Consider the following 25,956-nt stretch of genomic DNA (forward strand, 5'->3'; position numbering starts at 1 on the left):
GGAGGCCGCGATGTATAACTTCGATTTCGTGAAACCCGCGAGTATCGCCGAAGCCGTCGAGGCCCTGTCGGGCGACGAGGCGCAGGCCCTGTCGGGCGGCATGACCCTGCTGCCGACGATGAAGCAACGGCTGAACGCGCCGGCGACGCTGGTCTCGCTGTCCGGCATCGCCGAGATGAAGGGCGTGCGCCGCGATGGCGACACGCTGGTCATCGGCGCGGCCACCCCGCACGCGGTGGTGGCCCGCGAGGCCGCCGGTCACTATCCCGCGCTGGCCGCGCTGGCCGGGCAGATCGGCGACCCGGCGGTGCGCAACCGGGGCACCATCGGCGGCTCGATCGCCAACAACGACCCCTCGGCCTGCTATCCTGCGGCGGTGCTGGCCTCGGGCGCGGTGGTGGTGACCAACACGCGCGAGATCGCGGCCGACGATTATTTCCAGGGGCTGTTCGAAACCGCGCTGCATGACGGCGAAATCATCACCGCCGTGCGCTTTCCGATCCCGCAAAAGGCCGCCTATGCCAAGTTCCTGCAACCGGCGTCGCGCTTTGCGCTGACGGGGGCGTTCGTGGCGCAATACGCGGGCGGTGTGCGGGTGGCGATCACCGGCGCGTCCGAAGGCGGCGTGTTCCGCTGGACCGAGGCCGAAACGGCGCTGTCGGCCGATTTCAGCCCCGCGGCGATCGCGGGCAAGTCGGCCTCGGCCGATGGCATGATCGGCGACCTGCACGGCACGCCGGCCTACCGCGCGCATCTGGTCGGCGTCATGACGCGCCGCGCGGTGGCGGCCGCGCACTAGACACCGGGTTGGGATTCCGGCCGAAAAGGGGGCTTCGGCCCCCTTTTCCATGGCTCAGGCGCGCGGGTGGCGGGCCTTGCATTCCCAGCGGCCCGACTCGCGGCTCCAGTATTCGGCCTCGATCCCGGCTGCGGTCAGCGCGCGCCACTGGTCGCGCGCCCGCGCCAAGGCCTGCTGGTCGAGCCCGTCGAAGACGATGCACAGCCGTTCGACGGCGCGGACCTCGTCCGCGCCGACCTCGGCCCCGTCCAGCGCGATCAGGCAGCCGGTGGCGTTGGGCAGGTCGGAGACGCGCGTGCCGTCCCAGGTCAGCAGGCAGGGCTGGTCGGCGTCATGCGCGCCGCCCGCCAGCCCGTGCGGCAAGAACCCCTCGCCCAGCCAGAGCTGACGGTCGAGCGCCTCCATCCGCGCGCGGTCGGTGCCGCGCAGCGCGACCGCCAGGCCGATCTCTTGTGCCTTGCCGATCAATGTCGGCAACAGCACCTCGAGCGGGTCCTGCGTCAGATGGTAGAAGCGCGCGACAGCCATGGTTCAGGCGCTTGTCCCGGTCTCGAACCGGGCCCTGACCAGCGCGTCGAGCGTGCGCACCCCCCAGCCGGTCGCCCCTTTGGGCGCCAGCGTCGTCTCGCCCGGTGGCAACGTGACCCCGGCGATGTCGAGATGCACCCAGGGCGTGCCGGGCTTGACGAAACGTTGCAGGAATTGCGCCGCGGTGATCGCCCCGCCCCAGCGCCCGCCGGTGTTCTTCATGTCGGCCATGCGCGATTTGATGAGCTGGTCATAGGCCGGGCCCAGCGGCATCCGCCACGCGCCCTCGCCCTGCCCCTCGGCCGCTTTCAGCACCGCCCCGGCCAGCGCGTCGTCATTGGCGAACACGGCCGCGTTTTCGTGACCCAGCGCGACGACGCAGGCCCCGGTCAGCGTCGCCAGGTCGATCATCGCGGTGGGCTGGAACCGCTCTTGCGCATACCACAGCACATCCGCCAGCACGAGCCGCCCCTCGGCATCCGTGTTGATGATCTCGATCGTGTCGCCCTTCATCGATCGCACCACGTCGCCCGGCCGCTGGGCGCGCCCGTCCGGCATGTTCTCGACCAGGCCGACCAGACCGACGACATGCGCTGCCGCCTTGCGGGCGGCCAGCGCCATCATCGTCCCCGCGACGACACCCGCGCCGCCCATGTCGGTGATCATTTCCTCCATTCCGCCGGCCGGCTTGATCGAGAGGCCGCCACTGTCGAAGACCACGCCCTTGCCGATCAGCGCCAGCGGCGGGGTGTCGGCGCCCTTCCACTGCATGACGACGACCTTCGACGGGCTGTCCGACCCCTGCCCCACGCCCAGCAGCGCGCGCATCCCCAATTCGGCCAGTTGCGCCTCGTCCAGCACCTCGACGTCGAGCCCCAGCGCCCGCAGCGCCAGCAGGCGGTCGGCAAAGGTGCCGGTGGTCAGGACGTTGGCCGGTTCGTTGATCAGGTCGCGGGCGAAATGCACCGCCTCGGCCAGATGCAGGACCTCGGCGCAGTCCTTTGTTCGCGCCTCGGGATCGGCCACCATCAGGGCCACCGGACCGGGCGCCTTGGGGGCCTCGGCGCGCATGGCAAAGTCGTAGGCGCGCAGCGCGATGCCCTCGACCAGGAGAGGCAAACGGCGCACACCCTGCGCCAACACCAGCGCGCCCTCCGGCTTGAGACCGCGCGCGATGGTCGCGCCGGCCTTGCGCAGGTCCGCGGGCCCGGCCGCGCGCGCCAGTTTGACAAGCATCACGCCCGAGGCCTCGATCCCGGCCGGAAACGCCAGTTCGATGCCCTCGCCCGCCGCCAGGGCCGACCAGCGGTCGCTGGCCAGAGCCCGGCTCAGCGCGCCGCGCGCGCGGCGATCAAGCGGACGCGCCGCGAGCGGCAGCTCGGATTCGGCCAGCACGACGACACGCCCGGCGTGGTGGATCGCGGTGTCCGGGTCGGGGGCAAGGAAACGAAGTTCGACAAGGGCCATGGCGGGCGCTCCTTTCAGGTCGGCGCGAGCCTAGCGGCAAGCCCGACGCTTGACCAGTGGTGCGCCGCACCGGCCGGATTCCGCCGATAAGCTGTTTTCCTGCCGTGCGAATCCCGCTAGATTGCAGCCCCGTCGAGATCAACCGAGGATTCCCCGCGTGACGCGCCTGGACCGCTACATTCTGGCGCAACTCCTGTGGGTGTTCGGCTTCTTTTCCCTGGTGCTGGTGTCCGTCTATTGGGTCAACAAGGCCGTCAGCCTGTTCGACCGGCTGATCGGGGACGGCCAGCCGATGTCGGTGTTCCTGGAGTTCACCGCCCTCAGCCTGCCGATGCTGATCCGCACCGTGCTGCCGATCTCGGCCTTTGTCGCCACCTTGCAGGTGACACTGGGCCTGTTGCGCAATTCCGAGGTCGCGGTCATCCAGGCGGCGGGGATCTCGCCGCTCAGGCTGGCGCGGCCGGTGGTTCTGTTCGGGCTGATCGTCACCACCTTTCTGGTCGTGCTGATGCATTTCATCGTGCCCGAGGCCCGCAGCCAGTTGGCCCGGCGCCAGGCCGAGGTGGCGCAGAACATCACCGCCTCGCTGCTGCAAGACGGCGTGTTCCAGCACCCGGCCGAGGGCGTGACCTTTTTCATCAACGAAATCACCGAGGACGGGACGATGCGCGGCATCTTCCTGTCGGACGCGCGCAGCCAGTTGCAGCGCGTCGATTACACCGCCCGCACCGCCCTGATCGTGCCCGAGGCGACCGGGCCGAAACTGGTGATGATCGACGGGCAGGCGCAGATCCACGACCGCCGCTCAGGGCGACTTTCGGTGACGGGGTTCAGCGATTTCACCTATGATCTCAGCATCCTGGCCGGGCCGGCGGGGCGCGGCCGCTCGGTGCAGGAGCTGCCGACCCGCGACCTGATCGCCCCCACGCAGGCGCTGTTCGACGAAACCCATGCCACCGCGGCGCAGTTCCGCTTCGAGCTGGTCTCGCGTTTCGTGGACGGGTTCACGGCGCTGACGGCGGCGCTGATCGGCTACGCGGCGCTGGTCGCGGGCGGGTTCAGCCGGCTGGGGTTCTGGCGTGAGATCGTGCTGGCGGTGGCGCTGATCGCCGTGGTGCAATCGCTGGCCAACGCGCTGGCCGGGGCTGCCATGCGATCGGTCGGCCTGTCCTGGCTGGGGGCGATCCCGCTGGCACTGGCGGCACTGGCGGCGCTGGGGCTGATCGCCTGGGCCTCGCGCACGCGGCGGCTGCCGGGGGGCGCGCCATGACGCTGGGGCGCTATCTGGTGATGCGCCTGGCGGTCAGCTTCGCGCTGATCGCGGCCGTGTTCTTCGGGATGCTGATGCTGTTCGAGATCGTCGAAATGGTGCGCCGGCTGGGCGGCGGCACCACGCCGATGGCGGAAATCCTGTGGCTGTCGTTGCTGCATGTTCCCGCGACGTTCTACGAGATCCTGCCCCTGTTGACGATCCTGGCCTCGATGACCTTCGTGCTGGGGCTGGCGCGCACCTCGGAACTGGTGGTGATCCGCGGCGCGGGGCGCTCGGCCATGCGGATGCTGCGCGAGCCGTTCCTGGCGACGCTGCTGTTCGGCGCGCTTCTGGTCGCGGGGTTCAATCCACTGGTGGCCTCGGCCACGCGGGCCTACCAGGATCGGCTGGGCCGGCTGCAAAGCCCCGATCAGCAGACCCAGATCTCGCTCGAGGGGGCGGCGGTCTGGATGCGTCAGGGCGACGCACAGGGCCAGACCGTGATCCGCGCGCAGTCCGTGGACGCGGACGGGCTGGGGTTCCGGCACGTCACCTTTCTGTCGTTCGACCGCGACACCGGCGTGCCGCTGATCCGTATCGAGGCCGACCACGCGCGGCTCGATCCCGGGACCTGGCACCTCGAGGGGGCCAAACGCTGGGACCTGCGCGCCGACAACCCCGAACGGGAATCGCAGAGCTTTGCCGCGCTGGACCTGCCCTCGGACCTGACCGGCGAACGCATCCGCGAAAGCTTTGCGCGCGCCGGGACGCTGTCGGTCTGGGACCTGCCCGAATTCATCCACGCGCTGGACCGCGCGGGCCTGTCCTCGCGGCCACACCGCGCGCAGTTCCAGGCCGAGCTGGCGCTGCCGTTCCTGATGGCGGCGATGCTGATGGTCGGGGCGGTGCTGAACTTTCGCCACACCCGTGCTGGCGGCACCGGAACGCGCATCCTGATGACCGTGCTTGCCGGATTCGCCCTGTTCTTTCTTCGCAATTTCGCGCAAGTTCTGGGAGAGAACGGGCAGATTCCGTTGTCGCTGGCGATCTGGACACCACCTGTTGCTTCCATGCTGCTGGCGCTTGGGATATTGCTGCACCTGGAGGATGGCTAGTTTGGCGAGAGTGACGCGCAAGACCCGAGGACCGGCCGGGACCGCTTCGGCGGTTGCGGGCGGCGTCGTGCGCGTGGCCTGGCTGGCCTTTGCTCTGATTCTGGGGCTGGTGTCGGGGCTGTCGGTCGGCGGACCCGCCGCCGCGCAATCGCGTCCGGCGACGCTGATGGCCGATCAGGTCTATGTGGACGGGGCGGGCCGGCTGGTGGCCTCGGGCGCGGTCGAGGTGTGGCACGGTTCCACCCGGATGACCGCCGAACGCGTGGTTTTCGACCGCCGCCAGGACCAGTTGATCGTCGAAGGGGCGATCAGCGTTTCGGACGGGCCCGACCAGGTGATCCTGGCCGATGCCGCGCAACTGTCGCCTTCGCTGCGCACCGGCATCCTGACCAGCGCCCGGGTCATGCTGGACCAGCAGTTGCAGATCGCCGCCGCCCGCGTGCGCCGCGGCGCCAACGGCGTCAGCCAGATGGATGCGGTCGTCGCCTCGAGCTGCCCGGTCTGCGCCACGAACCCGACCCCGCTGTGGGAAATCCGTGCGGACCGCGTCACCCATGACGAGAACACGCGCCGCCTGCTGTTCGAACGCGCGCAATTCCGGCTGGCCGGGGTGCCGGTGTTCTACGCGCCGCGCCTGGCGCTGCCGGCGCCCGGAAACCCGCGCCTCAGGGGGTTCCTGCGGCCGGTCTTCGGCATGGACAGCGCGCTGGGGTTCTCGGTCGGGATGCCGTATTTCATCCCCTTCGGTGACACGCGCGACCTGACCCTGACCCCGACCTTGCGCAGCAGCGGCTCGGCCACGCTGGGCTTTCGCTGGCGCGTCGCCCGGCAGAACGGCGGAATCGAGATCGGCGGCCAGATCTCGCGCGATACGATCCGCCCCGGCGAGTTGCGCGGCTATGGCTATTTCCGCGCGCTGTTCCAGTTGCGCGACGATTGGCGGCTGACCGCGGATGTGATGATCCCCTCGGACCGGACCTATCTGGAAACCTATGACATCACCGACGACCCGCGCCTGCGCGGCCACGTCACGCTGGAGCGGATCCACCGCGACCAGGCGGCCCGGGCACGCGTCCTGGGGTTCTATTCGCTGCGCGCCGCCGACGTGAACGACGAACTGCCCAACCGCGTCGTCGAGGCCGATCTCGACCGGCGTATCGGGCTTGAATCGACGCCCCTGGGGGGGGAACTCAGGCTGCGGCTGGGCGCACGGGCGTTCTGGCGGAACTCGGCCATCGACGGGGTGCGCGGCCGCGACGTGGCGCGGGCCCATGCGGAACTGGGCTGGCGCCGCAGCGGCGTGCTGGCTGGCGGCGTGCTGGTCACCGGGGCGCTGGACGCGCGCGTGGACCATGTGCGGGTTTCGGACGACAGCGCCTATCCCAATCCCGTCACCCGCCGGGCGGTGCAGGGCATGATCGAATTCCGCTGGCCCTGGGCGCGGACCTCGGACGGCGGTGTCGCGCAGGTGATCGAGCCGGTCGTGCAGGTGATCGGCAGCCGGCTGTCCGGCGGCGCGCTGCCCAACGACGACCACACGATGCCGGAACTCGACGGCGGCAACCTGTTCGCGCTGAGCCGCTATTCGGGCGAGGACGCGCCCGACGACAACAGCCGCCTGAACGCAGGCCTGCGCTGGACGCGCCACGATCCCCAGGGCTGGACCGGCGAGGCGCTGGTCGGCCGGATCTGGCGCCGCACGCCGCTGGCGGGATTCAACCCCGCGCATGTCCAGCCGCTGGGGTTCAGCGCCTCGAACTGGTTGCTGGCGGGGCGCGTGAGCAACGCCGACGGCTATGCGATGAGCCTGCGCCTGCTGATGGACGCCAACGCGCGCCTGACCCGCACCGAGACCAATCTGGCGTGGGAGGGCACGCGCACCAGCCTTTCGACCACCTATCTGTATCTGCCCGCCAGCGCCTTCGAATCGCGCACCACCGACCTGTCGGAATGGAGCATCGATCTGGCACGCCGCTTTGGCAACGGCTGGGCGACGACGGTCGGCTGGAACTATGACGTCGGCCAGAGCCTGTTCGCCACGGCGCGCGCCGGCATGACCTATCGCACCGAATGTCTGTCCATGGATATGTCGCTGGTGCGCAATTTCGTGACCTCGACCAATCCGACCGCCTCGACCAGCTTCGACCTGAGGATCGAGTTGCTGGGCATCGGCGGACGGGCGCCCGGCGACAGCGGACGCACGTGCCGGGCATGACCCGCCCCTTTTCAACCCGGGACGAACCCGCTACGCCGGGGGAACCCGCGCGACGAACAGAACGGAATGCTGCGATGCGACCTTCGCTTTCCCGCCCCGCCCCCGTGAAGGCAGTCCTGGTGATGCTGGCCACGGCGCTCTTGTCCGCGATCGCGGCCCCTGCGGCGCGGGCCCAATCGCCCTTTGCGGCGGCCGTCTATGTCAATGACTCGGCGATCACCAATTACGAGGTGACGCAGAAGATGCGCTTGCTCGAATTTCTGGGCGCCACCGGCAGCGATCCCCGCCAGCAGGCCATCGACCGCCTGATCGAAGAGCGCCTTCAGGAACAGGAGGCCACGCGCCTGGGCGGCCGGCTGGAGCCGGGCGATCTGACCGACGCGATGACCGAGTTCGCCGGCCGTGCCAACCTTACGCTGGATGCGTTCGTGGCGCGCTTGCAACAGGCGGGCATCGACCGCGACACGTTCGTCAGCTTCATCCGCGCCGGCGCGCTCTGGCGCGGGCTGGTGCAGGCCCGCTTTGGCAGCCAGATCCGCATCACCGACGCACAGATCGACCAGGCCCTGTCGGTCGAGGGGGTGCAACCCGTGACCGAGGTGCTGATCTCCGAGATCTTCCTGCCGACCGACGCGCAATTCGCTGAAACCGTGCAGCGCATCGTCCCGCAGATCCAGCGCATCCGCTCCGAAACCGAATTCGCCAACGCCGCGCGGCAGGTGTCGATCGCGCCCAGTGCCACGACGGGCGGGCGCGTCGATCGCTGGATCAACGTGGCCGCGATCCCCGATCCCGTGGGCTCGCAGATGGCCACCGCCCCGATCGGTGCGGTGGTGGGCCCCGTGGACATGCCCGGCGCTTTGGCCTTCTTCCTGCTTCGGGCCCGCCGCGACAGCCGCGCAGTTGCCGGCAGCGCGATCGAGATCGACTATCGCCGCGTCGCCTTGCCCGGCGGGCGCAGCGACGAAACCCTGGCCCATGTCGCCCGCATCCGCGACGCCGTGGACAGTTGCGCCGATTTCGCGCCGGTCGTGCTGCGCGAGTTTCCGGACCTCGCGCAAGACGCGATCGCCACCTTGGCGCGCCCCGCGACCGAACTGTCCGCCGCCGAGCGCACCGAGATCGAGCGCCTGAACCCGGGCGAGATGTCGGCCAACACGGTCACCGACGGCCGGCTGGTGCTGCTCATGCTCTGCGCCCGGCGCGTCACCGGAGACGGGGTTCCGACGCGCGACCAGGCCCGCCTGGCGCTGCTGAACCGCGCGCTCGAGGGGCAGGCCACGGTCTATTTGCAGCAACTGCGCGCGGACGCGGACATCCGGTATCCGTGATGCCCGCGCCCGCTTCCCCGCCGGCACCGCTGGCCGTGACCTGTGGCGACCCGTCGGGCATCGGCCCGGAACTGGCCGCCCGGATCGCGGCAGAGGGGGCCCCCGCGCCGATGGTATGGATCGGCGATCCCCGCCACTTGCCCGCGGACACGCGCTGGCAGGCGGTCGAAACCCCGTCGGACCCGGTGCCGCGGGGCGTTCTGGCGGTGCTGCCCCTGCCCTTTGCTGGCGCCGCGGTGCCGGGCCGCCCCGATCCCGCCAACGCCGCCGGCACCATCGCCGCGATCGCGCGCGCGGTTGCGTTGGTGCAGGCCGGCGCGTGCAGTGGCGTGGTCACCGCCCCCATCAACAAGAAGGCCCTGAAGGACGGCGCCGGCTTCGCCTTTCCCGGCCATACCGAGTTTCTGGCGCATCTCGCCGGCGGGGTCGATGTGGTGATGATGCTGGCCTGCCCCGGTCTGCGCGTGGTGCCCACGACGATCCACATCCCCCTGGCCGAGGTTCCCGCCGCCCTGACCCCCGCGTTGCTGGCGCGCACGATCGCCATCACCCGGGCCGCCCTGATCCGCGATTTCGGCCTGGCCGATCCGCGGATCGCCGTGGCCGGTCTCAACCCGCACGCGGGCGAAGGCGGCGCCATGGGCACCGAGGAGAGCCGTTTCATCGCGCCACTGATCCGGGACCTCCAGGCCCAGGGGGTCGCCATCACCGGCCCCCTGCCCGCCGACACGCTGTTCCACCCCGCCGCCCGCGCGCGCTACGACGCGGCGATCTGCATGTATCACGACCAGGCGCTGATCCCGATCAAGACCATCGACTTTGCCGGCGGCGTGAACGTCACGCTGGGCCTGCCCTTCGTGCGCACCTCGCCCGATCACGGCACCGCCTATGACATCGCCGGTCGGGGCATCGCGGACCCGGCCTCGATGCGCGCGGCGCTGGTCATGGCCTGGGAGATGGCCGAGGCGCGTCGCAGGGCGCACCCCGCCCCATGAGCCAGATCGACGGCCTTCCGCCCCTGCGCGCGGTGATCGCGGCGCACGACCTTCAGGCGAAGAAGGCGTTGGGACAGAATTTCCTTCTGGACCTCAATCTGACCGCGCGCATCGCGCGCGCAGCCGGCGACCTGACGGGTTCCGACGTGATCGAGGTGGGCCCGGGCCCCGGCGGGCTGACCCGGGGATTGCTGGCCGAAGGCGCGCGCAAGGTCCTGGCGATCGAAAAGGACCCGCGCTGCCTGCCGGCCCTGGCCGAAATCGCCGCCGCCTATCCCGGACGGTTGCAGGTGATCGGCGGCGACGCGTTGCAGGTCGATCCCTTGGCGCATCTGACGCCGCCGATCCGCATCGTCGCCAACCTGCCCTATAACGTCGGCACCGAATTGCTGGTGCGATGGCTGACGCCGGCCCGTTGGCCGCCGTTCTGGACAACGCTGACGTTGATGTTCCAAAAGGAAGTCGCCGAACGGATCGTCGCCCGTCCCGGCACCAAGGCCTACGGGCGGCTGGCGCTGCTGGCGCAGTGGCGCGCCGATGCGCGCATCGTGCTGACGCTGCCGCCCTCGGCCTTTACCCCGCCGCCAAAGATCGAGTCCGCCGTGGTGCATCTGACCGCCCTGGCCGAACCGCGTTTTCCCGCGCCGGCGAAAACGCTGGAACGGGTCGTCGCGGCGGCGTTCAACCAACGCCGCAAGATGCTGCGCGCGGCGCTGAAATCGCTGGACCCGCAGATCGAATCGCGGCTGGAGCGGTTGGGAATCGCGCCGACCGCCCGGGCCGAGGAGATCGGCCTGGAGGCCTTTTGCACCCTCGCCCGCGATCTTGATCCGGCCGGCGCCTGACCCCGGACGCGGCGGCGATCGTTTCGCCCCCGCAGACCGACTGTTGCCCCCTGTGCAACACTTAACCCGGTCTTCGCCTTTTCCCTGCCACATTCGCGCCCTTTGGCGCCCCATTTCAGCCACCTCTGTGCGTTAGACAGGGTGTTGGACTGGTGCGGGTTCCCTGCGCCCTTTGTAAAAGGTGATGATCATGCGCCCCAAAGTTTGGACCACCCCGACCCGGGTTTCCGCAGCGACACGCGCAAGGATTGGCCGTTTTGCCCACCGTGACGAGGGCACCTTTGCGGTTCTCAGTATCTTTGTTTTCGTGTCCATGCTCATTTTCGCGGGCCTCGCCATCGACATGATGCGCCACGAGGATGTGCGCCTGCGGATGCAAGGCGCCAGCGACCGCGCGGTGCTTGCCGCGACCATGTTGCGCGACAACGCCTCCGCGGCCACGCCCGAGCAGATCCTCCAGGCCTATTTCGCGGCCGAGGGTTTGAGCGATCAACTGGGCGCGAATTACCGGATCGAGACCGGCGAGGACGGCTCGCGCACGATCACCGTCGTGCCGACCGCGACCGTTCCGTCGCTGTTCATGCGTCTGGTCGGGGTGAACGACTTTGCCGTCGCCACGCCCGCGCGGGCGACAGAATCCGTGGGCGGCGGGGTCAAGCTGGAACTGGTCATGGTCCTGGATGTCTCGGGGTCGATGAACGGCCAGGGCAAGATCGGCGCGATGCGCGACGCCGCCGTTGCCCTGACCGACACGCTGCTGACGGGCGCGGAACCCGGAACCGTCGCGATCACGCTGGTGCCCTATGACACCTGGGTGCTGCCGCCCCCGGGCTTCCTGAATTATTTCTCGTCCCTTTCGGGCAGCGGGGCGTGCAACGACTGGGCGATCTGGAACCAGATCACGGGCAGCCTGAACGAACCCTCGGCGCGCCGGAACTGCAGCACCGCCACCTGGCGCACCGTGCACCCCTATGTGTCCAACCAGACCCAGGCCGAGACCTATATCAACGAGCTGATGGCCTCGGGGACCACCTCGATCGACCTGGGGGTCCGCTATGGCGCGCTGTTCTTCGACCCGTCGATCCGTCCCGCCATCTCGGGCCTGATCGCCAACGGCATTATCGATCCGGCATTCGAGGGCCGCCCCTATGACTGGGACGAACCCAACGTGGTGCGCGCGCTGATCCTGCTGACCGACGGTCAGAACTGCTGCGGCGAACGCTATGGCACGGGCCAGCAGGACACGAACACCGAAAACGTCTGCACCGAACTGAAGGATCACGGCATCCTGGTCTATACGGTCGCCTATCAGGCGCCGACCAGCGGCGCGAACCTGATGATGGCCTGCGCCTCGTCGCCCAGCCACTACTTCAACACCAACGCCAGCGGCATCGCCGACGCCTTTGCCGGGATCGCCAGCAACATCCAGACCCAGGCGCTGAGGCTGACGCTATGACCTGGCTTGCCACCCCTTTGCGCCGGTTCCTGCGATCTGATCGCGGCACCGCCACGATCGAATTCGTGATCGGCATTCCCCTGATCCTGGCCTTCCTGTTCTCGGCCATCGACTACGGCACGGTGATGCTGCGTCAGGTGTTTCTGGACCGCTCGGTCGATATCGCGGTCCGTCAGGTCCGGCTGGGCGCCATCACCGGCAACGACTTTCAGGAGTTCCGCGCGATGGTGTGCCGCAACAGCTTTCTGATCAGCGATTGCGAAAACAGCATCGCCATCGAGCTGCGCCCGATCGACACCGAAACCTGGGCCGGTCTGGACACGCCGGCGCAATGCGTCAACCGCGCCGAGAATCTGTCCCCGGTGCTGGCGTTCACCCCCTCGGCCGGTCAACAACAACTCATGCTGATCCGCGTTTGCGCGGTGGTCGATCCCTTCATTCGCATGACCGGCATGGTGCTGGGAATGCCCGACGATGGCTCGGGCGGTTTCTTCCTGGTGTCGCGCGCGGCCTTCGCCAACGAACCCGCATGAGGACTGACATGGAACACGGTCGCCAACTGCCCCGCCTTTTCACCCGCCCCGCGCGTCGCTTCGGCGCTGACAACGGGGGCTCGGTCTCGCTCGAACTCGTGCTGACGCTGCCACTGCTGTTGTGGGCGCTGGCCGCGACCGCGGTCTTCTACGACGGCTACCGCGCGCGCTATCAGGCGGAAATGGCCGCCCAGACGGTCGCCGACATCATGTCGCGCGAAACCGATCTGTTCACCGCGGATTATGTCGAGGGGTTGAACAACGTCTTCGATTTCCTGGCCGATTCCCGCTATCCGACGCGGATTCGCGTGTCCTCGGTGATCTGGGACAGCACCAACCAGCGCGACCGGCTGCAATGGTCCTATGGCACGCGCGGCCTGCAAGGGTTGCCGGACGACACGTTCGCGTTGATGCAACAGAACGATCTGGACACGTTGCTGGGCGAATTCGGCCAGGACACCAGCGCCAGCTTCGCCGGCGCCTGGGCGCAGATGCCGGTGTCGGACCTGCCCGACCGCATCCCGCCGATCCTGCCCGGCGAGGCGCTGCTCTTGGTCGAGACCTTCTCGATCTGGTCGCCTTTTGCCAATGTCGGCGTCGGCCAGATCCGGTTCGATCCGGTGGTCGTGGTGCGTCCGCGCTTTGCGCCCTGGATCAACTTTGAAGGGTTCGATCCGGTCTATCCGGAGACCACCTATGAAATCGCCTGGACCGGCAGCAACGATTCGCTGCCCGACCCCGGGGATACGACCACCGATCCGACCCCGCCCGATGCCGGCCAGAGCTTCGACTTCGAACGCGGCGACACCACCGGCTGGTCGGTGTCCACCGTGACCCAGGGCGGACCCAGTGGTGCGTTCCTGGGGCCCTTTGGCAAGGAAACGTGGGATCGGCCGGTTTCGCTGGATGTCGCGCTGGTGCAAGACGGCAATGCGTCGATTTCCTTTGACCTGCTGATCATGGACAGCTGGGATGGATTTTCGCCCACCTACGCGGCGGACCATGGCGACATCTTCCAGATCATGATCGACGGCACGCCGATTTCCTGGGACCCTTTCGAGGTCCGCCTCTCGCCGCCCTACAGGAACAATCGCAGTTCCTCGGGGTTCCTGAACGGCATGACGTATCGCGTGTCGATGTCGCTCGTTCGCTCGGGCACCGATTTCATGGGACAGATCGACCGGGTCGATCCCGACCAGGTTTGGCGTGTCACCATCTCTTTGGAAAACGCGCCGCAAAGGTTCGTCCTGGGGCTTTCCGCCGGGCTTGACGAGGACACCGGGGAATCCTTTGGGATCGACAACCTTGCGGTTTCGTCCTCGGGCAGCCTGACGCCCATGAGCTTTGCCGCCAACGTCGCGGCCCTGGACACGCCCGACCCCCAGACGCGCTTTCCGCGCTATGTCGGGTGCCCGGAATACCGGATCTCGGCGCCGTGGCTGACCATGACCCGCGACGACCTGCCCACCGGCATCACCATGCCGCGCGAGATCGGCGGATCCGTCAGCCTGTATGATTGCCCGAGCAGCGGGGGCTGGGGCTATATCAGCGCCTCGCCGCAGCTGGTGTTGAACTACAACAACTTGAACGTGCTGGATGCGAACTCGGGCCTATTGATCACGATGGACGACGGCAACAGCGGGTATACCTGCGACTCGACGTTGCTGATTCGCGATCCGAACGGCCAGTTCTGGTTCAACGACGATTACGTCGGCTGGAACGCGGGCTTGCGCATCCCCAATCCGGTGTCGGGCCAGTATGTCATCTTCCTCGGGCATTACAGCCCCGGGCGCTGCATGTCGAGCTTGTCCATATCGCGGTTCTGACCCCGGTTCGGAACGGTTGGACGGCGCGATCCCAACCTCGCGCCGTCCGCCGTAGCCGCGGCCCGCAGCCAACGCGGGCCGCGGTTTACGTTGCGCCACCCGCGCCGGCGGCTTTCAGCACCATATCCACATAGATGTCCTCGACCCGGGCGCGGGTCAGACGCCCGCCTTCGCGGAACCAGGTGTTGACACCCGTCAGCATCGCAATCAGCGCCATCGCCGCCAGTTTGGTGTCGGGCACGGTCAGGCTGCCCTCGGCCTGACCGGCCTTCAGGATCGCCTCGAGTTCGGCCTCGTAGTGGCCGCGCAGGGCTTCAACGCGGGCGAAATTCCCGGGGGTGAGATTGCGCAGTTCCATATAGGCGATGAACACGGCATCCGCGCGCGCGGCGTGAAAGCGGATGTGAAAGCGCGCGAAATGATCGAGCCGCGCGGGCGCCGGTCCGGCGGGCGGATCGCTGTCCGCCCAGGCGGCCAGCAGCGCCTGCAAGTGGTCGATCATCAGATCGGCCAGCAGCGTCTGCTTGTCAGCGGTATACAGATAGATCGCCCCGGCCTGCACCCCCACCTCGGCGGCGATCTGGCGCATCGACACCGCCGCATATCCGTCGCGCGCGAACAGCCTGAGCGCCGCGTCGCGCAGACGCGGGCCGGTGATCTCGGCGCGGGAACCGGGTTTGCGGGCCATGGCGCATTGTCACTGAACGGCCGTTCAATTCAACCCCGAATCCGGCCTGCGCCCCGTGGAAGCGCTTCACAGCCGGCACGCCCCGCGCTACTGTGGCCCCGACCCGAACCGGAGCCCCCATGCGCCGCGCCGCCGCCCTGCCCCTGCTTGCCGCTCTGACCGCCCTGGCGGGGTGCGGCACCGTGGCTGGCGATGCGCCGTCGCTGCTGAGCCGCGACGAACTGGCGGCGCGTTCGGTTCTGGCCAGCGAGGCCAGCCTGGGCACCGAGGCCGCCCAGGCCCTGACCTGGCGCGCCGCGGCCCTGCGCAGCCGCGCCGAGCGCCTGCGCCGCGCGCGTCTGGACCAGCCCGACGACGAATCGCTCAGATCGCGGGCGAATGCCCTGAAGGACCGCACTGAATAGGCCCCGCGCGACACGCGCCGCGCGCCCGGGCCGCGCAGGCGCATTGCACCCGGCCGCCTGAACGGCTAATCCTCGCGCGACAGGCCGCGCCGGCACCGGGTGGCCCTTGATGGCCACGTTTCGGAGCACCCCATGTCCAGCCCTCTTCGTCTCGGCATCGCCGGTCTCGGCACGGTCGGCATCGGTGTGGTCAAGATCCTGCAAACCCACGCCGATCTGATCGAACGCCGCGCCGGACGCCGGATCGAAATTGTCGCGGTCAGCGCGAATTCACGCAGCAAGAAGCGCGGCGCCGACATTTCGACCTATGGATGGGAGGACGACCCCGTCGAACTGGGGCGTCGCGACGATCTGGACGTCGTGCTGGAACTGATGGGCGGCGAGAACGGCGCGGCCAAGGCGCTGGTCGAAACCGCGCTCAAACGCGGCAAGGATGTCGTGACGGCGAACAAGGCGCTGCTGGCGCATCACGGCAACGACCTGGCCGCCCTGGCCGAGGGCCATGGCCGTGTCCTGCGCTTCGAGGCCGCCGTCGCGGGCGGCATTCCGGTCATCAAATCCCTGAACGAAGGGCTGGCCGGCAACGCCGTCAAGCGCGTCATGGGCGTGATGAACGGCACCTGCAACTACATCCTGACGCGGATGGAGACGACGGGTCAGGGCTACAACGTGCTGTTCGACGAATGCGCACGCCTGGGGTATCTGGAAGCCGATCCCAATCTCGATGTCGGCGGCATCGACGCGGGCCACAAGCTAAGCCTGCTCAGCGCCATCGCCTTTGGCACGCGGGTCGATTTCGACGCGGTGGTGTTGCAGGGCATCCAGTCGATCTCGCTCGATGATATCCGGCTGGCGCGCGACATGGGCTATTCGATCAAGCTGCTTGGCGTGGCGCAGATGACCGGTCGCGGCCTCGAGCAGCGCATGACGCCTTGTCTGGTGCCCGAAACGCACCCGCTGGGGCAGCTCGACGGGGGCACCAACATGGTGGTGATCGAGGGCGACAGCGTTGGCCAGATCGTGCTGCGTGGCGCCGGCGCAGGCGAGGGTCCGACCGCCAGCGCGGTGATGGGCGACGTGATCGACATCGCGCGCGGGTTCCGGATGCCGGTGTTTGGCCAGCCCGCCCAGACCTTGATCGCTGCCGCGCCGGCCGTCGTCAGCGCCGGCGCGCCGTGGTATCTGCGCATGACGCTTCTCGACAAGCCGGGCGCGCTGGCCAAGATCGCCACCGCGCTGGGGGAATCGGGGATCTCGATCGACCGGATGCGGCAATATTCGCACGAAGGCGCCGATGCGCCGGTGCTGATCGTGACGCACAAGGCCTCGTCCGACGACATCACCGAGGCGCTGGCCCGCTTTGCTGGAACCGGCGTGCTGGTGGGCGAGCCCGTCGCGATGCGGATCGAGGAAGTCTGACCGCCGCAGATAGCGCAATCATCGCGCCACGCCACAGTATCTTGGGGTAAAAGCCGCGGCGACGGGGCCTTCCGGCTTGGCCTGAAACGGCCGAACCGCTAGAACGGGACCCGAGCAGTCAACCCCGAAGGTGCCCCGATGACCGAATCCCCCCTGTTCCATGATCGCCTGTTGTCGCTGGGCCTCGCCCGCGTTTCGGAAGCCGCGGCGCTGGAAAGCGCGGCCTGGGTGGGTCGCGGCGACGAAAAGGCCGCCGACCAGGCCGCCGTCAACGCCATGCGCAACCAGCTGAACATGCTGGACATCAAAGGCGTCGTGGTGATTGGCGAAGGCGAGCGCGACGAAGCGCCGATGCTGTTCATCGGCGAAGAGGTCGGCACCGGCAACGGCCCGGCCGTGGACATCGCGCTGGACCCGCTGGAAGGCACCACCCTGACCGCCAAGGACATGCCGAACGCCTTGACCGTGATCGCCATGGCCCCGCGCGGCACGCTGCTGCACGCGCCCGACGTCTACATGGACAAGCTGGCGATCGGCCCGGGCTATGCCCCCGGCACCGTGACGCTGGACATGGAGCCCGCCGAACGTGTGCGCGCGCTGGCCAGGGCCAAGGGCTGCGAAGCCGACGACATCACCGTCTGCATCCTCGAACGTCCCCGGCACGAGGACCTGATCCGCGAGGTCCGCTCGACCGGCGCGGCGATCCGGCTTATCACCGACGGCGACGTGGCCGGCGTGATCCACTGCGCCGAACCCGAGATCACCGGAATCGACATGTATATGGGCTCGGGCGGGGCACCCGAGGGGGTGCTGGCGGCCTCGGCGCTGAAATGCATGGGCGGGCAGATCTATGGCCGGCTGCTGTTTCGCAACGACGACGAACGGGGCCGCGCGGCCAAGGCCGGGATCACCGACCTGAACCGCATCTATTCGCGCGACGAGATGGTCACGGCGGATGTCATCTTCTCGGCCACGGGCGTGACCAGCGGCTCGATCCTGTCGGGCATCAAGCGCGAGCCGGGCTGGGTGACCACCGAAACCCTGCTGATGCGCTCGAAAACCGGATCGGTCCGGCGCATGAGCTATCGCACCCCGGCGAAGTGAGCGCCTTTCTGGGCGTCGAGGCTTCGCTCACCGGGCGGCGCTGGGTCGGACCCGAACCCGCCGCCACGCGCAAGGCCGAGGCGCTGGCCCAATCCACCCGCCTGCCGCTGGCGCTGTGTTCGGTGCTGGCGCGCTCGGGCGTCGAGCCCGAGGGGGTCGAGGATTACCTCGCCCCCTCGCTCAGGGCGCTGCTGCCCGATCCGCGCGGTCTGCGCGACATGGAAACCGCCGCCGACCGGCTGCTGGGCGCGCTGCACCGGCGCGAGCGGATCGCCATTTTCGCCGATTACGATGTGGATGGCGGGTCCTCGGCGGCGCTGCTGCTGACATGGCTCAGGGCACTGGGCCATGACGCGACGCTTTATGTCCCCGACCGCATCGACGAAGGCTATGGCCCCAACGAACCCGCGATGGAGGCGCTGGCACGCGACCATCGGCTGATCGTCTGCGTGGATTGCGGCACGCTGTCCCACGGGCCCATCGCCGCCGCCAAGGGCGCGGACGTGGTCGTGGTGGACCATCACCTGGGGGCGGAAACGCTGCCCCCCGCGCTGGCCGTGGTGAACCCCAACCGGCAGGACGAAAGCGGTGATCTGGGGCATCTCTGCGCCGCCGGCGTGGTCTTTCTGCTGCTGGTCGAGGCCAATCGCCGGCTTCGCGAACAGGGCACCCAAGGCCCCGATCTGATGGGCTTTCTGGATCTGGTGGCGCTGGCGACGGTGGCCGACGTGGCACCGCTGATCGGCGTCAACCGCGCCTTTGTCCGCCAGGGCCTGCGCATCATGGCGCAGCGCGGGCGGCCCGGCCTGGTCGCGCTGAGCGACGTGGCCCGCGTGGACCGCGCGCCGACCCCCTATCACCTGGGCTTCGTGCTGGGCCCCCGGGTCAACGCCGGTGGCCGGATCGGCGCCGCGGATCTGGGCGCGCGGCTTCTCTCGACCACCGATCCGTTCGAAGCGCAGCGCCTGGCCGCAAGGCTCGATCAGTTGAACGACGACCGCCGCGCGATCGAACAGGCCGTCCGCGAAGAAGCGCTCGCCCAGGCCGAAAGACGCGGGCTGGACGGCCCGCTGGTCTGGGCCGCGGCCGAGGGTTGGCATCCCGGCGTCATCGGCATCGTCGCCGCGCGCCTGAAAGAGGCCACCAACCGCCCCGCCGTGGTGATCGCCCTCGATGGCGCCGAGGGCAAGGGCTCGGGCCGGTCCGTGAGCGGCGTGGACCTGGGCGCGGCGATCCAGCGGCTGACGGCCGAGGGCTTGCTGCTGAAGGGCGGCGGGCACCGCATGGCGGCCGGGCTGACCGTCGCGCGCGACCAGTTGGACGCCGCCATGGAACGGCTGGGCACCTTGCTGGCCCGGCAGGGCGCGGGCACCGGCGGCGCCGGCGATCTCAGGCTCGACGGCCTGCTGATGCCCGGGGGCGCCACGGTCGAACTGATCGAATCGCTCGACCGTGCCGGGCCCTATGGCCAGGCCGCACCAGCGCCGCGCTTCGCCTTTCCGTCGGTGATGGTGACCGATGCCCGGCGGGTGGGCACCGGCCACCTGCGGCTGCGCTTTGGCGAACCGGGCGGCCCGCAGTTGGACGGCATCGCCTTTGGCGCCTTTGACGGCCCGCTGGGCGCCGCGCTGGAACGCCCCGGCCCCGGCCGCCTGCATCTGGCCGGACGGGTCGAGATCAACCATTTCGGTGGCCGCAACCGGGTGCAGCTGCGCCTCGACGACGCCGCGCGCGCCTGACCCCCAAGCCGTGGCACAGGCCGCCGATCGGCTTTGAAAATTTTGTCACACGCGCGGAAAATCCCCCTTGCGCCCACCGCGGCGCTGGCCTAAATACCGCCCCACGCCGCGACGGCAAACGCCAAAGCGGCCTCGGTGGCCCGTTCGTCTATCGGTTAGGACGTCAGGTTTTCAACCTGAAAAGAGGGGTTCGACTCCCCTACGGGCTGCCACTTCAATCCACCAAGACCCTGAAACAACGCGCGAATTTCGTGGCTTTGGCGTTTGCCTGCGGATTTGTGCCGCGCCGTGTCGGGATCGTGCCCGCCCGGCCACAATTGTGTGCGGGACCGCGTGGGTGGCTTGACCTTGGCGGCAATGCTGCGATGGTCGGCGCACAGTGTTATCGGTGAAGGAACCCTCTGGATGACCATCCTGCGCAGCGTGTCGGCGGCTTCCTTGCTGCTGCTTTCGGCCTGTGTCTCGTCGGGCGAGCCGACGACCAACGGCCCCCAGTTTCTCGAGGAGCTTCCCGAGGGGCTGGCCGAGGCCGCCGCGCCGGGTCAGAACATGGCGGCGGTCATCATCGACCAGAACGACGGGTGCTACTGGTATCAGCACGCCGGCGTGGTCGAGACCACCTTCCTGCCCCTGCGCACCAACGACGGCCGGCCGATTTGCTCGCGTCCGCGCGAATAAGGAAAAGGGCCGCGCGAGCGGCCCTTTTTTCTGGTCGATGCCATCCCGCGCGCGGACCCGCGATCACGCGCCGCCGGTGTAGGTGTAGCTGACCTCCTCGGCCGGATACAGATAGACCGTGGCGCCGGTCTGCACGTTCTCGTAAAGGTCGATGATATGCGCCATCACCATCCGCACGCAGCCCGAGCTGGCGCGATAGCCGACCGAGCGCGGCTGCGGCGTGCCGTGGATGCGCAGATAGGTGTCGCGCCCCCCGGAATAGAGATAGAGCGCGCGCGACCCCAGCGGGTTTGTCGGCCCCCCCGGCATCCCGTCGGCGTATTGGGCATAATCGGGATCGCGGGCGATCATCGTCGCGGTCGGCGTCCATTGCGGCCATTTCGCCTTGCGCCCCACGGTGAAGACGCCCGGCTGATACAGGTCATTGCGCCCCAGCGCGACGCCGTAGCGCATCGCCGTGCCGTCGTCGTGGATATGGTAAAGGTAGCGCGCCACCGCATCGACGTGGATGTCGCCCGCCCTGAGGCCCGGATTGGCCTGCACACGGCGCGGCAAGAAGCGCGGCTGCAACCCCCAGGGGTTCGAGATTTCGGGAATATAGCCGGGGGGCGTCACCTCGGCGTCCCAAGTGTCCCAGTCTGCGGGTGACGCCAGCGCGCGGGCGGGGGCAAGGAACGGGGCCGCAAGCGCGGCGGAACTGGTGAAGAGGAACTGGCGTCTGCTGGTCACGGGTCGGATCCTTGGGGCGCGAACGGGCGATTGGCCCTCAATATGCGCAGACCGCGGCCCAAGGCAAACCCGAAAGCCCCCGCGCGGCGGTCAAACCTTTGTCAAAGTCGAAACCGTGTTCAATGTGCCGCGGGTTGGTCCATCGCCCGGCTGAGCAGGATCACCGGGATGATCCCCAGCGCGACGATCAGCAGCGCCGAGGTCGAGGCCTCGTCCAGCCGCCCGTCCGAGGCCAGCCGGTAGGTGCGAATCGCCAGCGTGTCCAGGTTGAAGGGCCGCACGATCAGCGTGGCGGGCAGTTCCTTCATCACATCGGCAAAGATGAAGATCGCCGCCGACAGAAGCCCGCCGCGCAGCAGCGGGAAATGCACCGAAAACAGCGTGCGCCCCGGGCCCGAGCCGAGCCCGCGCGCGGCATCGTCCAGCGACGGAGGAATGCGCTGGAGCGAGGCCTCGATGGTGTTCAGGCTGATCGACAGGAAGCGCACGGCATAGGCATAGAGCAGCCCGACATAGCTGCCGGTCAGCAGCAACCCGGTCGAGACCCCGAAACTGGAGCGCGCCCAGGCGTCCAGCGTCTGGTCGGCCCAGCCCAGTGGCATCAGGATGCCCACCGCGATCACGGCGCCGGGCATGGCATAGCCGATCCCCGCCACGCCCAGGGCGCCGCGCACCAGCGGCGAGCCGTCGAGCCGGCGCGCGTAGCCCAGAAACAGGCCCACCGACAGCAACAGCAGCGCCGCCAGGCCTGCCAGCATCAGCGAGTTCGCGGCAAAGGCGAGGAACCGCGCGCCCCACATCGGATCGCCGACCAGGATCGCGCGGCGCACCAGGTCCACGATCGGCACGAGGAAGCCCGCCACGATGGGAAACGCGCACAACGCCATGACGATCGCCGCGCGCCAGCCGGTCAGCGGATGGCGCGCGGCGGCGGTGGCAGAGCGCCCGGCCGGATCGCCGGTATAGCGCCGCGTGCCGCGCAGGATGCGTTCCAGGATCAGCGCCACGGCGATGAAGCCGATCAGCAGCGCCGCCAGTTGCGCCGCCGCCACCGGCTCGCCGCGCGCGAACCAGGTGCGGAAGATGCCCGTGGTCAGGGTCTGCACACCCAGATGCTGCACGGTGCCGAAATCGGCGAGCGTCTCCATGGCGACAAAGGCCGCGCCCGCGACCATTGCCGGCCGCGCCATGGGCAGCGCCACGCGCAGGAAGGCGCCGCGCGGTGACTGGCCGAGGGCGCGGGCGGCCTCGATCAGGTGCAGCGACTGGGTGGCGAAGGCGGCGCGCGTCAACAGGTAGACATAGGGATAGAGCACCAGCGCCAGCAGCACCGCCGCACCCGGCAGCGACGCAATCTGCGGAAACCAGTAGTCGTGGCGCCCCCAGCCGAAGACCTCGCGCAAGGCGCTTTGCACCGGGCCGGCATAGGCCAGCCGGTCGTAATAGACATAGGCGATGACATAGCCAGGCATGGTCATGGGCAGCATCAGGGCCCATTGCAGCACGCCCCTGCCCCGGAACGCGAACCCGGCGATCAGCCAGCCCGCGCCCACCCCCATCGCCGAGGCCAGCGCGACCGTCAGCGCGACCAGCATCAGCGAGTTGCGCAGATAGAGCGGCAGCACGGTCGAGGCCAGATGCGCCCAGGCCCCGCCCGAGGGGATGAAGACCTGCGCCACGACCGTGACGATCGGCAGCGCGATCAGTGCGGCCACGCCCACCGCGCCCAGGCTCCAGCCGCTGACGCGCGGGCGGCGGCGGGGAATCGGGGCGGATGTCGCGGCGGATGTCGGGGCGGTGCTGGCCATGGCGGGTCCTCGGGTCCGGTCTAGGGCCTAGCCGATCCGGGGCGCCCTGTCCAGTTACCCGATTCTTATTGTCAGAAAAGCCGCGAGGGTCTATGCAGGGCCCCGAAAGACCCCATTCGCCGACCCAGACGCCGTGATGCGGCCCGCCAGGCAGGCTCCATTCCAGCGGAGACAGATCATGTTGCGACGCACGACCCTTTTCGGACTGGCCCTGATCGGGGCCGCGCCCCTGATGGCGCAGATGGCCCCCGCGCAAGAGGTGAACCTCTATTCCGCGCGCCACTATGACACCGACCTCAGGATCTACGAGACGTTCACCCGCGAGACGGGTATCCGCGTGAACCTGATCGAGGGCGACGGCGAGCAACTGTTGCAGCGCATCCTGTCCGAAGGCGACAACAGCCCCGCCGATCTCTATGTCACGGTGGACGGCGGGCGGTTGCAGCGCGCGGTCGAGGCAGGCGTGTTCCAGCCGGTGCACGACGCGTATCTCGACAGCCGGGTGCCTGCGAATTTCCGCGATCCGGACGACCTGTGGTTCGGGCTGTCCGCGCGCGCGCGGGTGATCTTCACCCGCAAGGGCGAACGCCCCGACTGGCTGAACGATTACGAGGACCTGGCCGACCCGCGGCTCGAGGGCGAGATCTGCATTCGGTCGTCCTCGTCGGTCTACAACATCTCGTTGCTGGCGGAACTGATCCAGGACCTGGGCGCCCAGGCGGCCGAGGACTGGGCGGCGGGCGTCGCGCGCAACCTGGCCCGGCCGCCCCAGGGCGGGGACCGTGACCAGCTCAGGGCCCTGGCGGCGGGCGAATGCTCGGTCGCGGTGTCGAACACCTATTACTGGGGGGCGCTGGCGCAATCCGACAATGCCGACGACCGTGCGGTGGCCGAGGCGGTGGAATTCTTCTATCCCAACCAGGGGACGGCAGAGGCCCCGGGGCGCGGCGCGCATGTGAACATCTCGGGCGCCGGCGTGGCGGCCCATGCGCCGAACCGCGAGAACGCGATCCGGTTCCTGGAGTATCTGGTGTCGGACGAGGCGCAGGCGATCTTTGCGGATTCGAACAACGAATTTCCGATCGTTCCGGGTGTGCAGATCCACGGTCCGGTGGCGCCCTTCACGGTGTTCCGCAACTCGGGCGTGAATGTGTCGGTCTATGGGCTCAACGCCGCCGAGGCGACCGAGATCTTCGACCGCGTGGGCTTTCCGTGACGGGCGCGTAGCCGACGGGCGGGGTTTCGCCCTCGGCCGGGAGGCTTCCAGCCTCCAGCCCTCGGGCGACCCGGTGGGGGGCGCTGCCCCCCACACCCCCCGGGATATTTCGGGCACAAAGAGCGGGTTCCGGGGCCGCGCCGGGGTTCGCGAGGCCGGACTTCGGGCCGCCCCGATCAGGCCCCGCTCATGACCGCGCGTGGACAGGCCCTTGCTTTCGGGCCCCCGCGTTCAGGCCCCCGCGTTCAAGCCCCCGCGTTCAGGCCAGCGTGATGCCGAAGATCACCATCATCAGACCGATCACCGAGACGAAGAGCGCCGCCATATTCCAGGCCACGCCCTTTTGCAGGGCTTTGCGCATGGCCGTGTCCGCGAGCCCCGAGCGCCGCAGCCGCAGCACCCAGACGACGCAGGCGAAGAGGCCCAGCACGCCCAGGACCGTGACGGCCGCGCCGCCCCAGATCAGAAGTTCCGCGCCTTGCATGCTGTCGTCCCCCGTGGCCGTTTGCCGCCGTCTAGCGGCTGGTCGCGCGAAGGGCAAGTGACCAGCCGCTTGCCCCGGGCGCGGGGCTTGGCTAGGAACGGGGTCCAACCAAGGAGGCAAGGATGAGCAGCCCGGACACCGCCTATGACGTCACCGCCGACGAGCTTCGCCAGTTCGTCGAGCGTTACGAGCATCTGGAAGCCGAGAAGAAGGACATCACCGACCAGCAGAAAGAGGTGATGGCCGAGGCCAAGGGGCGCGGCTATGACACCAAGGCCCTGCGCAAGATCATCGCCCTGCGCAAGAAGAAGCCCGACGAAATCGCCGAGGAAGAGGCGGTTCTCGACCTTTACAAGGCCGCGCTGGGGATGAGCTGACGGCTCAGGGTTCGAGCAAACGCACGCCCGGAATCGACGCGATCAGATCGAGATCCTCTTCATAGAGCGCGGAGAGGGTCTCGACCGTGTCCTCGGTCCAGCCGGGCAGCAGGTCCTCGATCTCGACCGCGTCGGGGCGCACGAAGCGGGCCAGCAGCGCGGCCAGCATCTTGCGCCGCGCCAGATCGTCCGAGGGCGGGTTCTTGTCGAACCAGCGGCGCATCGCGGCGTGGCCGGTCGGGGTGACGAGGTCCCAATACCAGGCCAGCCACCCCTCCATCACGCTGTCGGGCCGGTGGTCGGCGACGGCGCGCAGGATCTCGGGCCACAGAAGCGGCGTATCCTCGTCGCACCAGACGGTCAGAGGCAGGTCGGGATGGGCCTCGGCGATGCGGGCCAGGGTCTGCGACCAGCGCAGCGCCATCGGATCGGTGTCCTTGAGCACCTGCTCGACCCCGCCCGAGGTCTTTTCCGCGCAAAGCGCGGGCAGGAAGGTCGCCGGATTGCGGATCGCCAGGAACAGTTCGATACGCGCCGCCGGGAACAGGTGGCGCAGCAGGGCGATCCGGTCCTCGGCCGCATGATAGAGACGATTCGCGCTGACCACCCATTTCGGCAGCGACAGGAACGCCTCCGAGGAAAACACCACGCGGCGGATGTTCTCGTCCTCGACGATGCTGTCCAGGATTTCCTCCTGCGTGTCCAGCGTCGTTTCCTGGTCGCGCAGCGCAAAGGCCAGCCTGCGCAGTTGCTGGCGATACTGGCCGGGGCCTGGAATGGCGACGCCCTGTTCGAGCAGCGCCGGGCGATTGCGCATCAGGCACCGCACCAACTGGTCGCGATCGGTCACATGGGCGCCAAGATGAAACGCGATTTCCATGGCTTACGGCATAGCGCGAGTGCCGGCGACGACGCAAGCCCCCGCCGTTGCCCGCGCCGGCGTGCAAC

Annotated in this window: 24 protein-coding genes and 1 tRNA gene; 18 read left to right on the plus strand and 7 right to left on the minus strand. The window is 68.8% G+C overall.

Going from position 1 to position 25,956, the window contains the following annotated elements:
• Nucleotides 1–10 precede the first annotated feature (10 nt).
• Nucleotides 11–799: a xanthine dehydrogenase family protein subunit M gene (locus H6900_12770; protein MCC0074151.1), complete on the plus strand. Its 789-nt coding sequence runs from the start codon at nucleotides 11–13 to the stop codon at nucleotides 797–799.
• A 54-nt stretch (nucleotides 800–853) separates the two neighbouring features.
• On the opposite strand, the gene H6900_12775 is transcribed toward H6900_12770, so the two are convergent.
• Nucleotides 854–1,327 carry a DNA polymerase III subunit chi gene (locus tag H6900_12775; GenBank protein ID MCC0074152.1) on the minus strand — a complete coding sequence of 158 codons (474 nt, stop codon included), beginning with the start codon at nucleotides 1,325–1,327 and terminating at the stop codon, nucleotides 854–856.
• 3 nt (nucleotides 1,328–1,330) lie between these two features.
• Nucleotides 1,331–2,794 carry a leucyl aminopeptidase gene (locus H6900_12780; protein ID MCC0074153.1) on the minus strand — a complete coding sequence of 488 codons (1,464 nt, stop codon included), beginning with the start codon at nucleotides 2,792–2,794 and terminating at the stop codon, nucleotides 1,331–1,333.
• A 157-nt stretch (nucleotides 2,795–2,951) separates the two neighbouring features.
• Here H6900_12780 and lptF point away from each other — a divergent pair, with 157 nt between their 5' ends.
• The 9 genes from lptF to H6900_12825 all read left to right on the plus strand — a co-directional run bounded on the left by lptF (nucleotide 2,952) and on the right by H6900_12825 (nucleotide 14,362).
• Complete coding sequence (lptF, locus tag H6900_12785; GenBank protein MCC0074154.1) at nucleotides 2,952–4,064, plus strand: LPS export ABC transporter permease LptF; 1,113 nt, start codon at nucleotides 2,952–2,954, stop codon at nucleotides 4,062–4,064.
• Nucleotides 4,061–5,161, plus strand: coding sequence for an LPS export ABC transporter permease LptG (gene lptG / locus H6900_12790; GenBank protein MCC0074155.1), 1,101 nt, complete (start codon nucleotides 4,061–4,063; stop codon nucleotides 5,159–5,161). Before lptF ends, lptG begins: the two co-directional genes overlap by 4 nt.
• A 10-nt stretch (nucleotides 5,162–5,171) precedes the next feature.
• Nucleotides 5,172–7,376 (plus strand): LPS-assembly protein LptD, encoded by a 2,205-nt coding sequence (locus H6900_12795; protein MCC0074156.1) that lies wholly within the window; start codon nucleotides 5,172–5,174, stop codon nucleotides 7,374–7,376.
• Between the two features lie 104 nt (nucleotides 7,377–7,480).
• Nucleotides 7,481–8,707 carry a SurA N-terminal domain-containing protein gene (locus H6900_12800; GenBank protein MCC0074157.1) on the plus strand — a complete coding sequence of 409 codons (1,227 nt, stop codon included), beginning with the start codon at nucleotides 7,481–7,483 and terminating at the stop codon, nucleotides 8,705–8,707.
• Nucleotides 8,707–9,702 carry a 4-hydroxythreonine-4-phosphate dehydrogenase PdxA gene (gene pdxA, locus H6900_12805; GenBank protein MCC0074158.1) on the plus strand — a complete coding sequence of 332 codons (996 nt, stop codon included), beginning with the start codon at nucleotides 8,707–8,709 and terminating at the stop codon, nucleotides 9,700–9,702. Before H6900_12800 ends, pdxA begins: the two co-directional genes overlap by 1 nt.
• Nucleotides 9,699–10,547: a 16S rRNA (adenine(1518)-N(6)/adenine(1519)-N(6))-dimethyltransferase RsmA gene (rsmA, locus tag H6900_12810; GenBank protein ID MCC0074159.1), complete on the plus strand. Its 849-nt coding sequence runs from the start codon at nucleotides 9,699–9,701 to the stop codon at nucleotides 10,545–10,547. Before pdxA ends, rsmA begins: the two co-directional genes overlap by 4 nt.
• A gap of 313 nt (nucleotides 10,548–10,860) precedes the next feature.
• Nucleotides 10,861–12,003, plus strand: a complete 1,143-nt coding sequence (locus H6900_12815; GenBank protein MCC0074160.1) for a VWA domain-containing protein — start codon at nucleotides 10,861–10,863, stop codon at nucleotides 12,001–12,003.
• Nucleotides 12,000–12,536: a pilus assembly protein gene (locus tag H6900_12820; protein MCC0074161.1), complete on the plus strand. Its 537-nt coding sequence runs from the start codon at nucleotides 12,000–12,002 to the stop codon at nucleotides 12,534–12,536. Before H6900_12815 ends, H6900_12820 begins: the two co-directional genes overlap by 4 nt.
• Nucleotides 12,537–12,544: 8 nt before the next feature.
• Complete coding sequence (locus H6900_12825; GenBank protein MCC0074162.1) at nucleotides 12,545–14,362, plus strand: hypothetical protein; 1,818 nt, start codon at nucleotides 12,545–12,547, stop codon at nucleotides 14,360–14,362.
• Nucleotides 14,363–14,447: 85 nt separating this feature from the next.
• Here H6900_12825 and H6900_12830 read toward each other — a convergent pair whose 3' ends face one another.
• The gene (locus H6900_12830; protein MCC0074163.1) at nucleotides 14,448–15,050 is read right to left on the minus strand and encodes a TetR/AcrR family transcriptional regulator; all 603 of its coding nucleotides are present in this window, start codon (nucleotides 15,048–15,050) and stop codon (nucleotides 14,448–14,450) included.
• Nucleotides 15,051–15,169: 119 nt separating this feature from the next.
• Here H6900_12830 and H6900_12835 point away from each other — a divergent pair, with 119 nt between their 5' ends.
• From H6900_12835 to H6900_12860, 6 genes are all read left to right on the plus strand, one after another.
• Nucleotides 15,170–15,454 carry a hypothetical protein gene (locus H6900_12835; protein ID MCC0074164.1) on the plus strand — a complete coding sequence of 95 codons (285 nt, stop codon included), beginning with the start codon at nucleotides 15,170–15,172 and terminating at the stop codon, nucleotides 15,452–15,454.
• Nucleotides 15,455–15,586: 132 nt separating this feature from the next.
• Nucleotides 15,587–16,873 (plus strand): homoserine dehydrogenase, encoded by a 1,287-nt coding sequence (locus H6900_12840; protein ID MCC0074165.1) that lies wholly within the window; start codon nucleotides 15,587–15,589, stop codon nucleotides 16,871–16,873.
• Between the two features lie 138 nt (nucleotides 16,874–17,011).
• The gene (glpX, locus tag H6900_12845) at nucleotides 17,012–17,977 is read left to right on the plus strand and encodes a class II fructose-bisphosphatase (GenBank protein MCC0074166.1); all 966 of its coding nucleotides are present in this window, start codon (nucleotides 17,012–17,014) and stop codon (nucleotides 17,975–17,977) included.
• Nucleotides 17,974–19,716 (plus strand): single-stranded-DNA-specific exonuclease RecJ, encoded by a 1,743-nt coding sequence (recJ, locus tag H6900_12850; GenBank protein MCC0074167.1) that lies wholly within the window; start codon nucleotides 17,974–17,976, stop codon nucleotides 19,714–19,716. The genes glpX and recJ overlap by 4 nt, the downstream gene beginning before the upstream one ends.
• A 137-nt stretch (nucleotides 19,717–19,853) precedes the next feature.
• Nucleotides 19,854–19,928 (plus strand) — tRNA-Glu (locus H6900_12855).
• Between the two features lie 193 nt (nucleotides 19,929–20,121).
• Nucleotides 20,122–20,394 carry a hypothetical protein gene (locus tag H6900_12860; GenBank protein ID MCC0074168.1) on the plus strand — a complete coding sequence of 91 codons (273 nt, stop codon included), beginning with the start codon at nucleotides 20,122–20,124 and terminating at the stop codon, nucleotides 20,392–20,394.
• Between the two features lie 63 nt (nucleotides 20,395–20,457).
• Here the strand turns inward: H6900_12860 and H6900_12865 are convergent, their stop codons facing one another.
• Entirely contained in the window at nucleotides 20,458–21,123 is a 666-nt protein-coding gene (locus H6900_12865) for a L,D-transpeptidase (GenBank protein ID MCC0074169.1), read from the minus strand.
• A 119-nt stretch (nucleotides 21,124–21,242) separates the two neighbouring features.
• Nucleotides 21,243–22,931: an iron ABC transporter permease gene (locus H6900_12870; protein MCC0074170.1), complete on the minus strand. Its 1,689-nt coding sequence runs from the start codon at nucleotides 22,929–22,931 to the stop codon at nucleotides 21,243–21,245.
• A 178-nt stretch (nucleotides 22,932–23,109) separates the two neighbouring features.
• On the opposite strand from H6900_12870, the gene H6900_12875 reads away from it, so the two are divergent.
• On the plus strand, nucleotides 23,110–24,147 hold the full coding sequence (locus tag H6900_12875; protein ID MCC0074171.1) for an extracellular solute-binding protein: 1,038 nt from the start codon (nucleotides 23,110–23,112) through the stop codon (nucleotides 24,145–24,147).
• A 259-nt stretch (nucleotides 24,148–24,406) separates the two neighbouring features.
• Here H6900_12875 and H6900_12880 read toward each other — a convergent pair whose 3' ends face one another.
• The gene (locus H6900_12880; GenBank protein ID MCC0074172.1) at nucleotides 24,407–24,631 is read right to left on the minus strand and encodes a hypothetical protein; all 225 of its coding nucleotides are present in this window, start codon (nucleotides 24,629–24,631) and stop codon (nucleotides 24,407–24,409) included.
• Between the two features lie 122 nt (nucleotides 24,632–24,753).
• On the opposite strand from H6900_12880, the gene H6900_12885 reads away from it, so the two are divergent.
• On the plus strand, nucleotides 24,754–25,008 hold the full coding sequence (locus H6900_12885) for a DUF2312 domain-containing protein (protein MCC0074173.1): 255 nt from the start codon (nucleotides 24,754–24,756) through the stop codon (nucleotides 25,006–25,008).
• A gap of 4 nt (nucleotides 25,009–25,012) precedes the next feature.
• On the opposite strand, the gene H6900_12890 is transcribed toward H6900_12885, so the two are convergent.
• Nucleotides 25,013–25,888 (minus strand): hypothetical protein, encoded by an 876-nt coding sequence (locus H6900_12890; GenBank protein MCC0074174.1) that lies wholly within the window; start codon nucleotides 25,886–25,888, stop codon nucleotides 25,013–25,015.
• Nucleotides 25,889–25,956 lie beyond the last annotated feature (68 nt).

Source organism: Rhodobacter sp., assembly GCA_020637515.1.
GTDB lineage: Bacteria > Pseudomonadota > Alphaproteobacteria > Rhodobacterales > Rhodobacteraceae > Pararhodobacter.

Excerpts from the sequence above, each read along its gene's own strand:
- H6900_12885 (MCC0074173.1), top strand. The coding sequence starts at position 24,754 with ATGAGCAGCCCGGACACCGCCTATGACGTCACCGCCGACGAGCTTCGC.
- H6900_12890 (MCC0074174.1), bottom strand. The coding sequence starts at position 25,888 with ATGGAAATCGCGTTTCATCTTGGCGCCCATGTGACCGATCGCGACCAG.
- H6900_12835 (MCC0074164.1), top strand. The coding sequence starts at position 15,170 with ATGCGCCGCGCCGCCGCCCTGCCCCTGCTTGCCGCTCTGACCGCCCTG.
- H6900_12870 (MCC0074170.1), bottom strand. The coding sequence starts at position 22,931 with ATGGCCAGCACCGCCCCGACATCCGCCGCGACATCCGCCCCGATTCCC.
- H6900_12840 (MCC0074165.1), top strand. The coding sequence starts at position 15,587 with ATGTCCAGCCCTCTTCGTCTCGGCATCGCCGGTCTCGGCACGGTCGGC.
- lptG (MCC0074155.1), top strand. The coding sequence starts at position 4,061 with ATGACGCTGGGGCGCTATCTGGTGATGCGCCTGGCGGTCAGCTTCGCG.
- H6900_12770 (MCC0074151.1), top strand. The coding sequence starts at position 11 with ATGTATAACTTCGATTTCGTGAAACCCGCGAGTATCGCCGAAGCCGTC.
- rsmA (MCC0074159.1), top strand. The coding sequence starts at position 9,699 with ATGAGCCAGATCGACGGCCTTCCGCCCCTGCGCGCGGTGATCGCGGCG.
- H6900_12875 (MCC0074171.1), top strand. The coding sequence starts at position 23,110 with ATGTTGCGACGCACGACCCTTTTCGGACTGGCCCTGATCGGGGCCGCG.
- H6900_12820 (MCC0074161.1), top strand. The coding sequence starts at position 12,000 with ATGACCTGGCTTGCCACCCCTTTGCGCCGGTTCCTGCGATCTGATCGC.
- H6900_12830 (MCC0074163.1), bottom strand. The coding sequence starts at position 15,050 with ATGGCCCGCAAACCCGGTTCCCGCGCCGAGATCACCGGCCCGCGTCTG.
- H6900_12825 (MCC0074162.1), top strand. The coding sequence starts at position 12,545 with ATGGAACACGGTCGCCAACTGCCCCGCCTTTTCACCCGCCCCGCGCGT.
- H6900_12880 (MCC0074172.1), bottom strand. The coding sequence starts at position 24,631 with ATGCAAGGCGCGGAACTTCTGATCTGGGGCGGCGCGGCCGTCACGGTC.
- H6900_12860 (MCC0074168.1), top strand. The coding sequence starts at position 20,122 with ATGACCATCCTGCGCAGCGTGTCGGCGGCTTCCTTGCTGCTGCTTTCG.
- glpX (MCC0074166.1), top strand. The coding sequence starts at position 17,012 with ATGACCGAATCCCCCCTGTTCCATGATCGCCTGTTGTCGCTGGGCCTC.
- H6900_12775 (MCC0074152.1), bottom strand. The coding sequence starts at position 1,327 with ATGGCTGTCGCGCGCTTCTACCATCTGACGCAGGACCCGCTCGAGGTG.
- H6900_12815 (MCC0074160.1), top strand. The coding sequence starts at position 10,861 with ATGCTCATTTTCGCGGGCCTCGCCATCGACATGATGCGCCACGAGGAT.
- H6900_12780 (MCC0074153.1), bottom strand. The coding sequence starts at position 2,794 with ATGGCCCTTGTCGAACTTCGTTTCCTTGCCCCCGACCCGGACACCGCG.
- pdxA (MCC0074158.1), top strand. The coding sequence starts at position 8,707 with ATGCCCGCGCCCGCTTCCCCGCCGGCACCGCTGGCCGTGACCTGTGGC.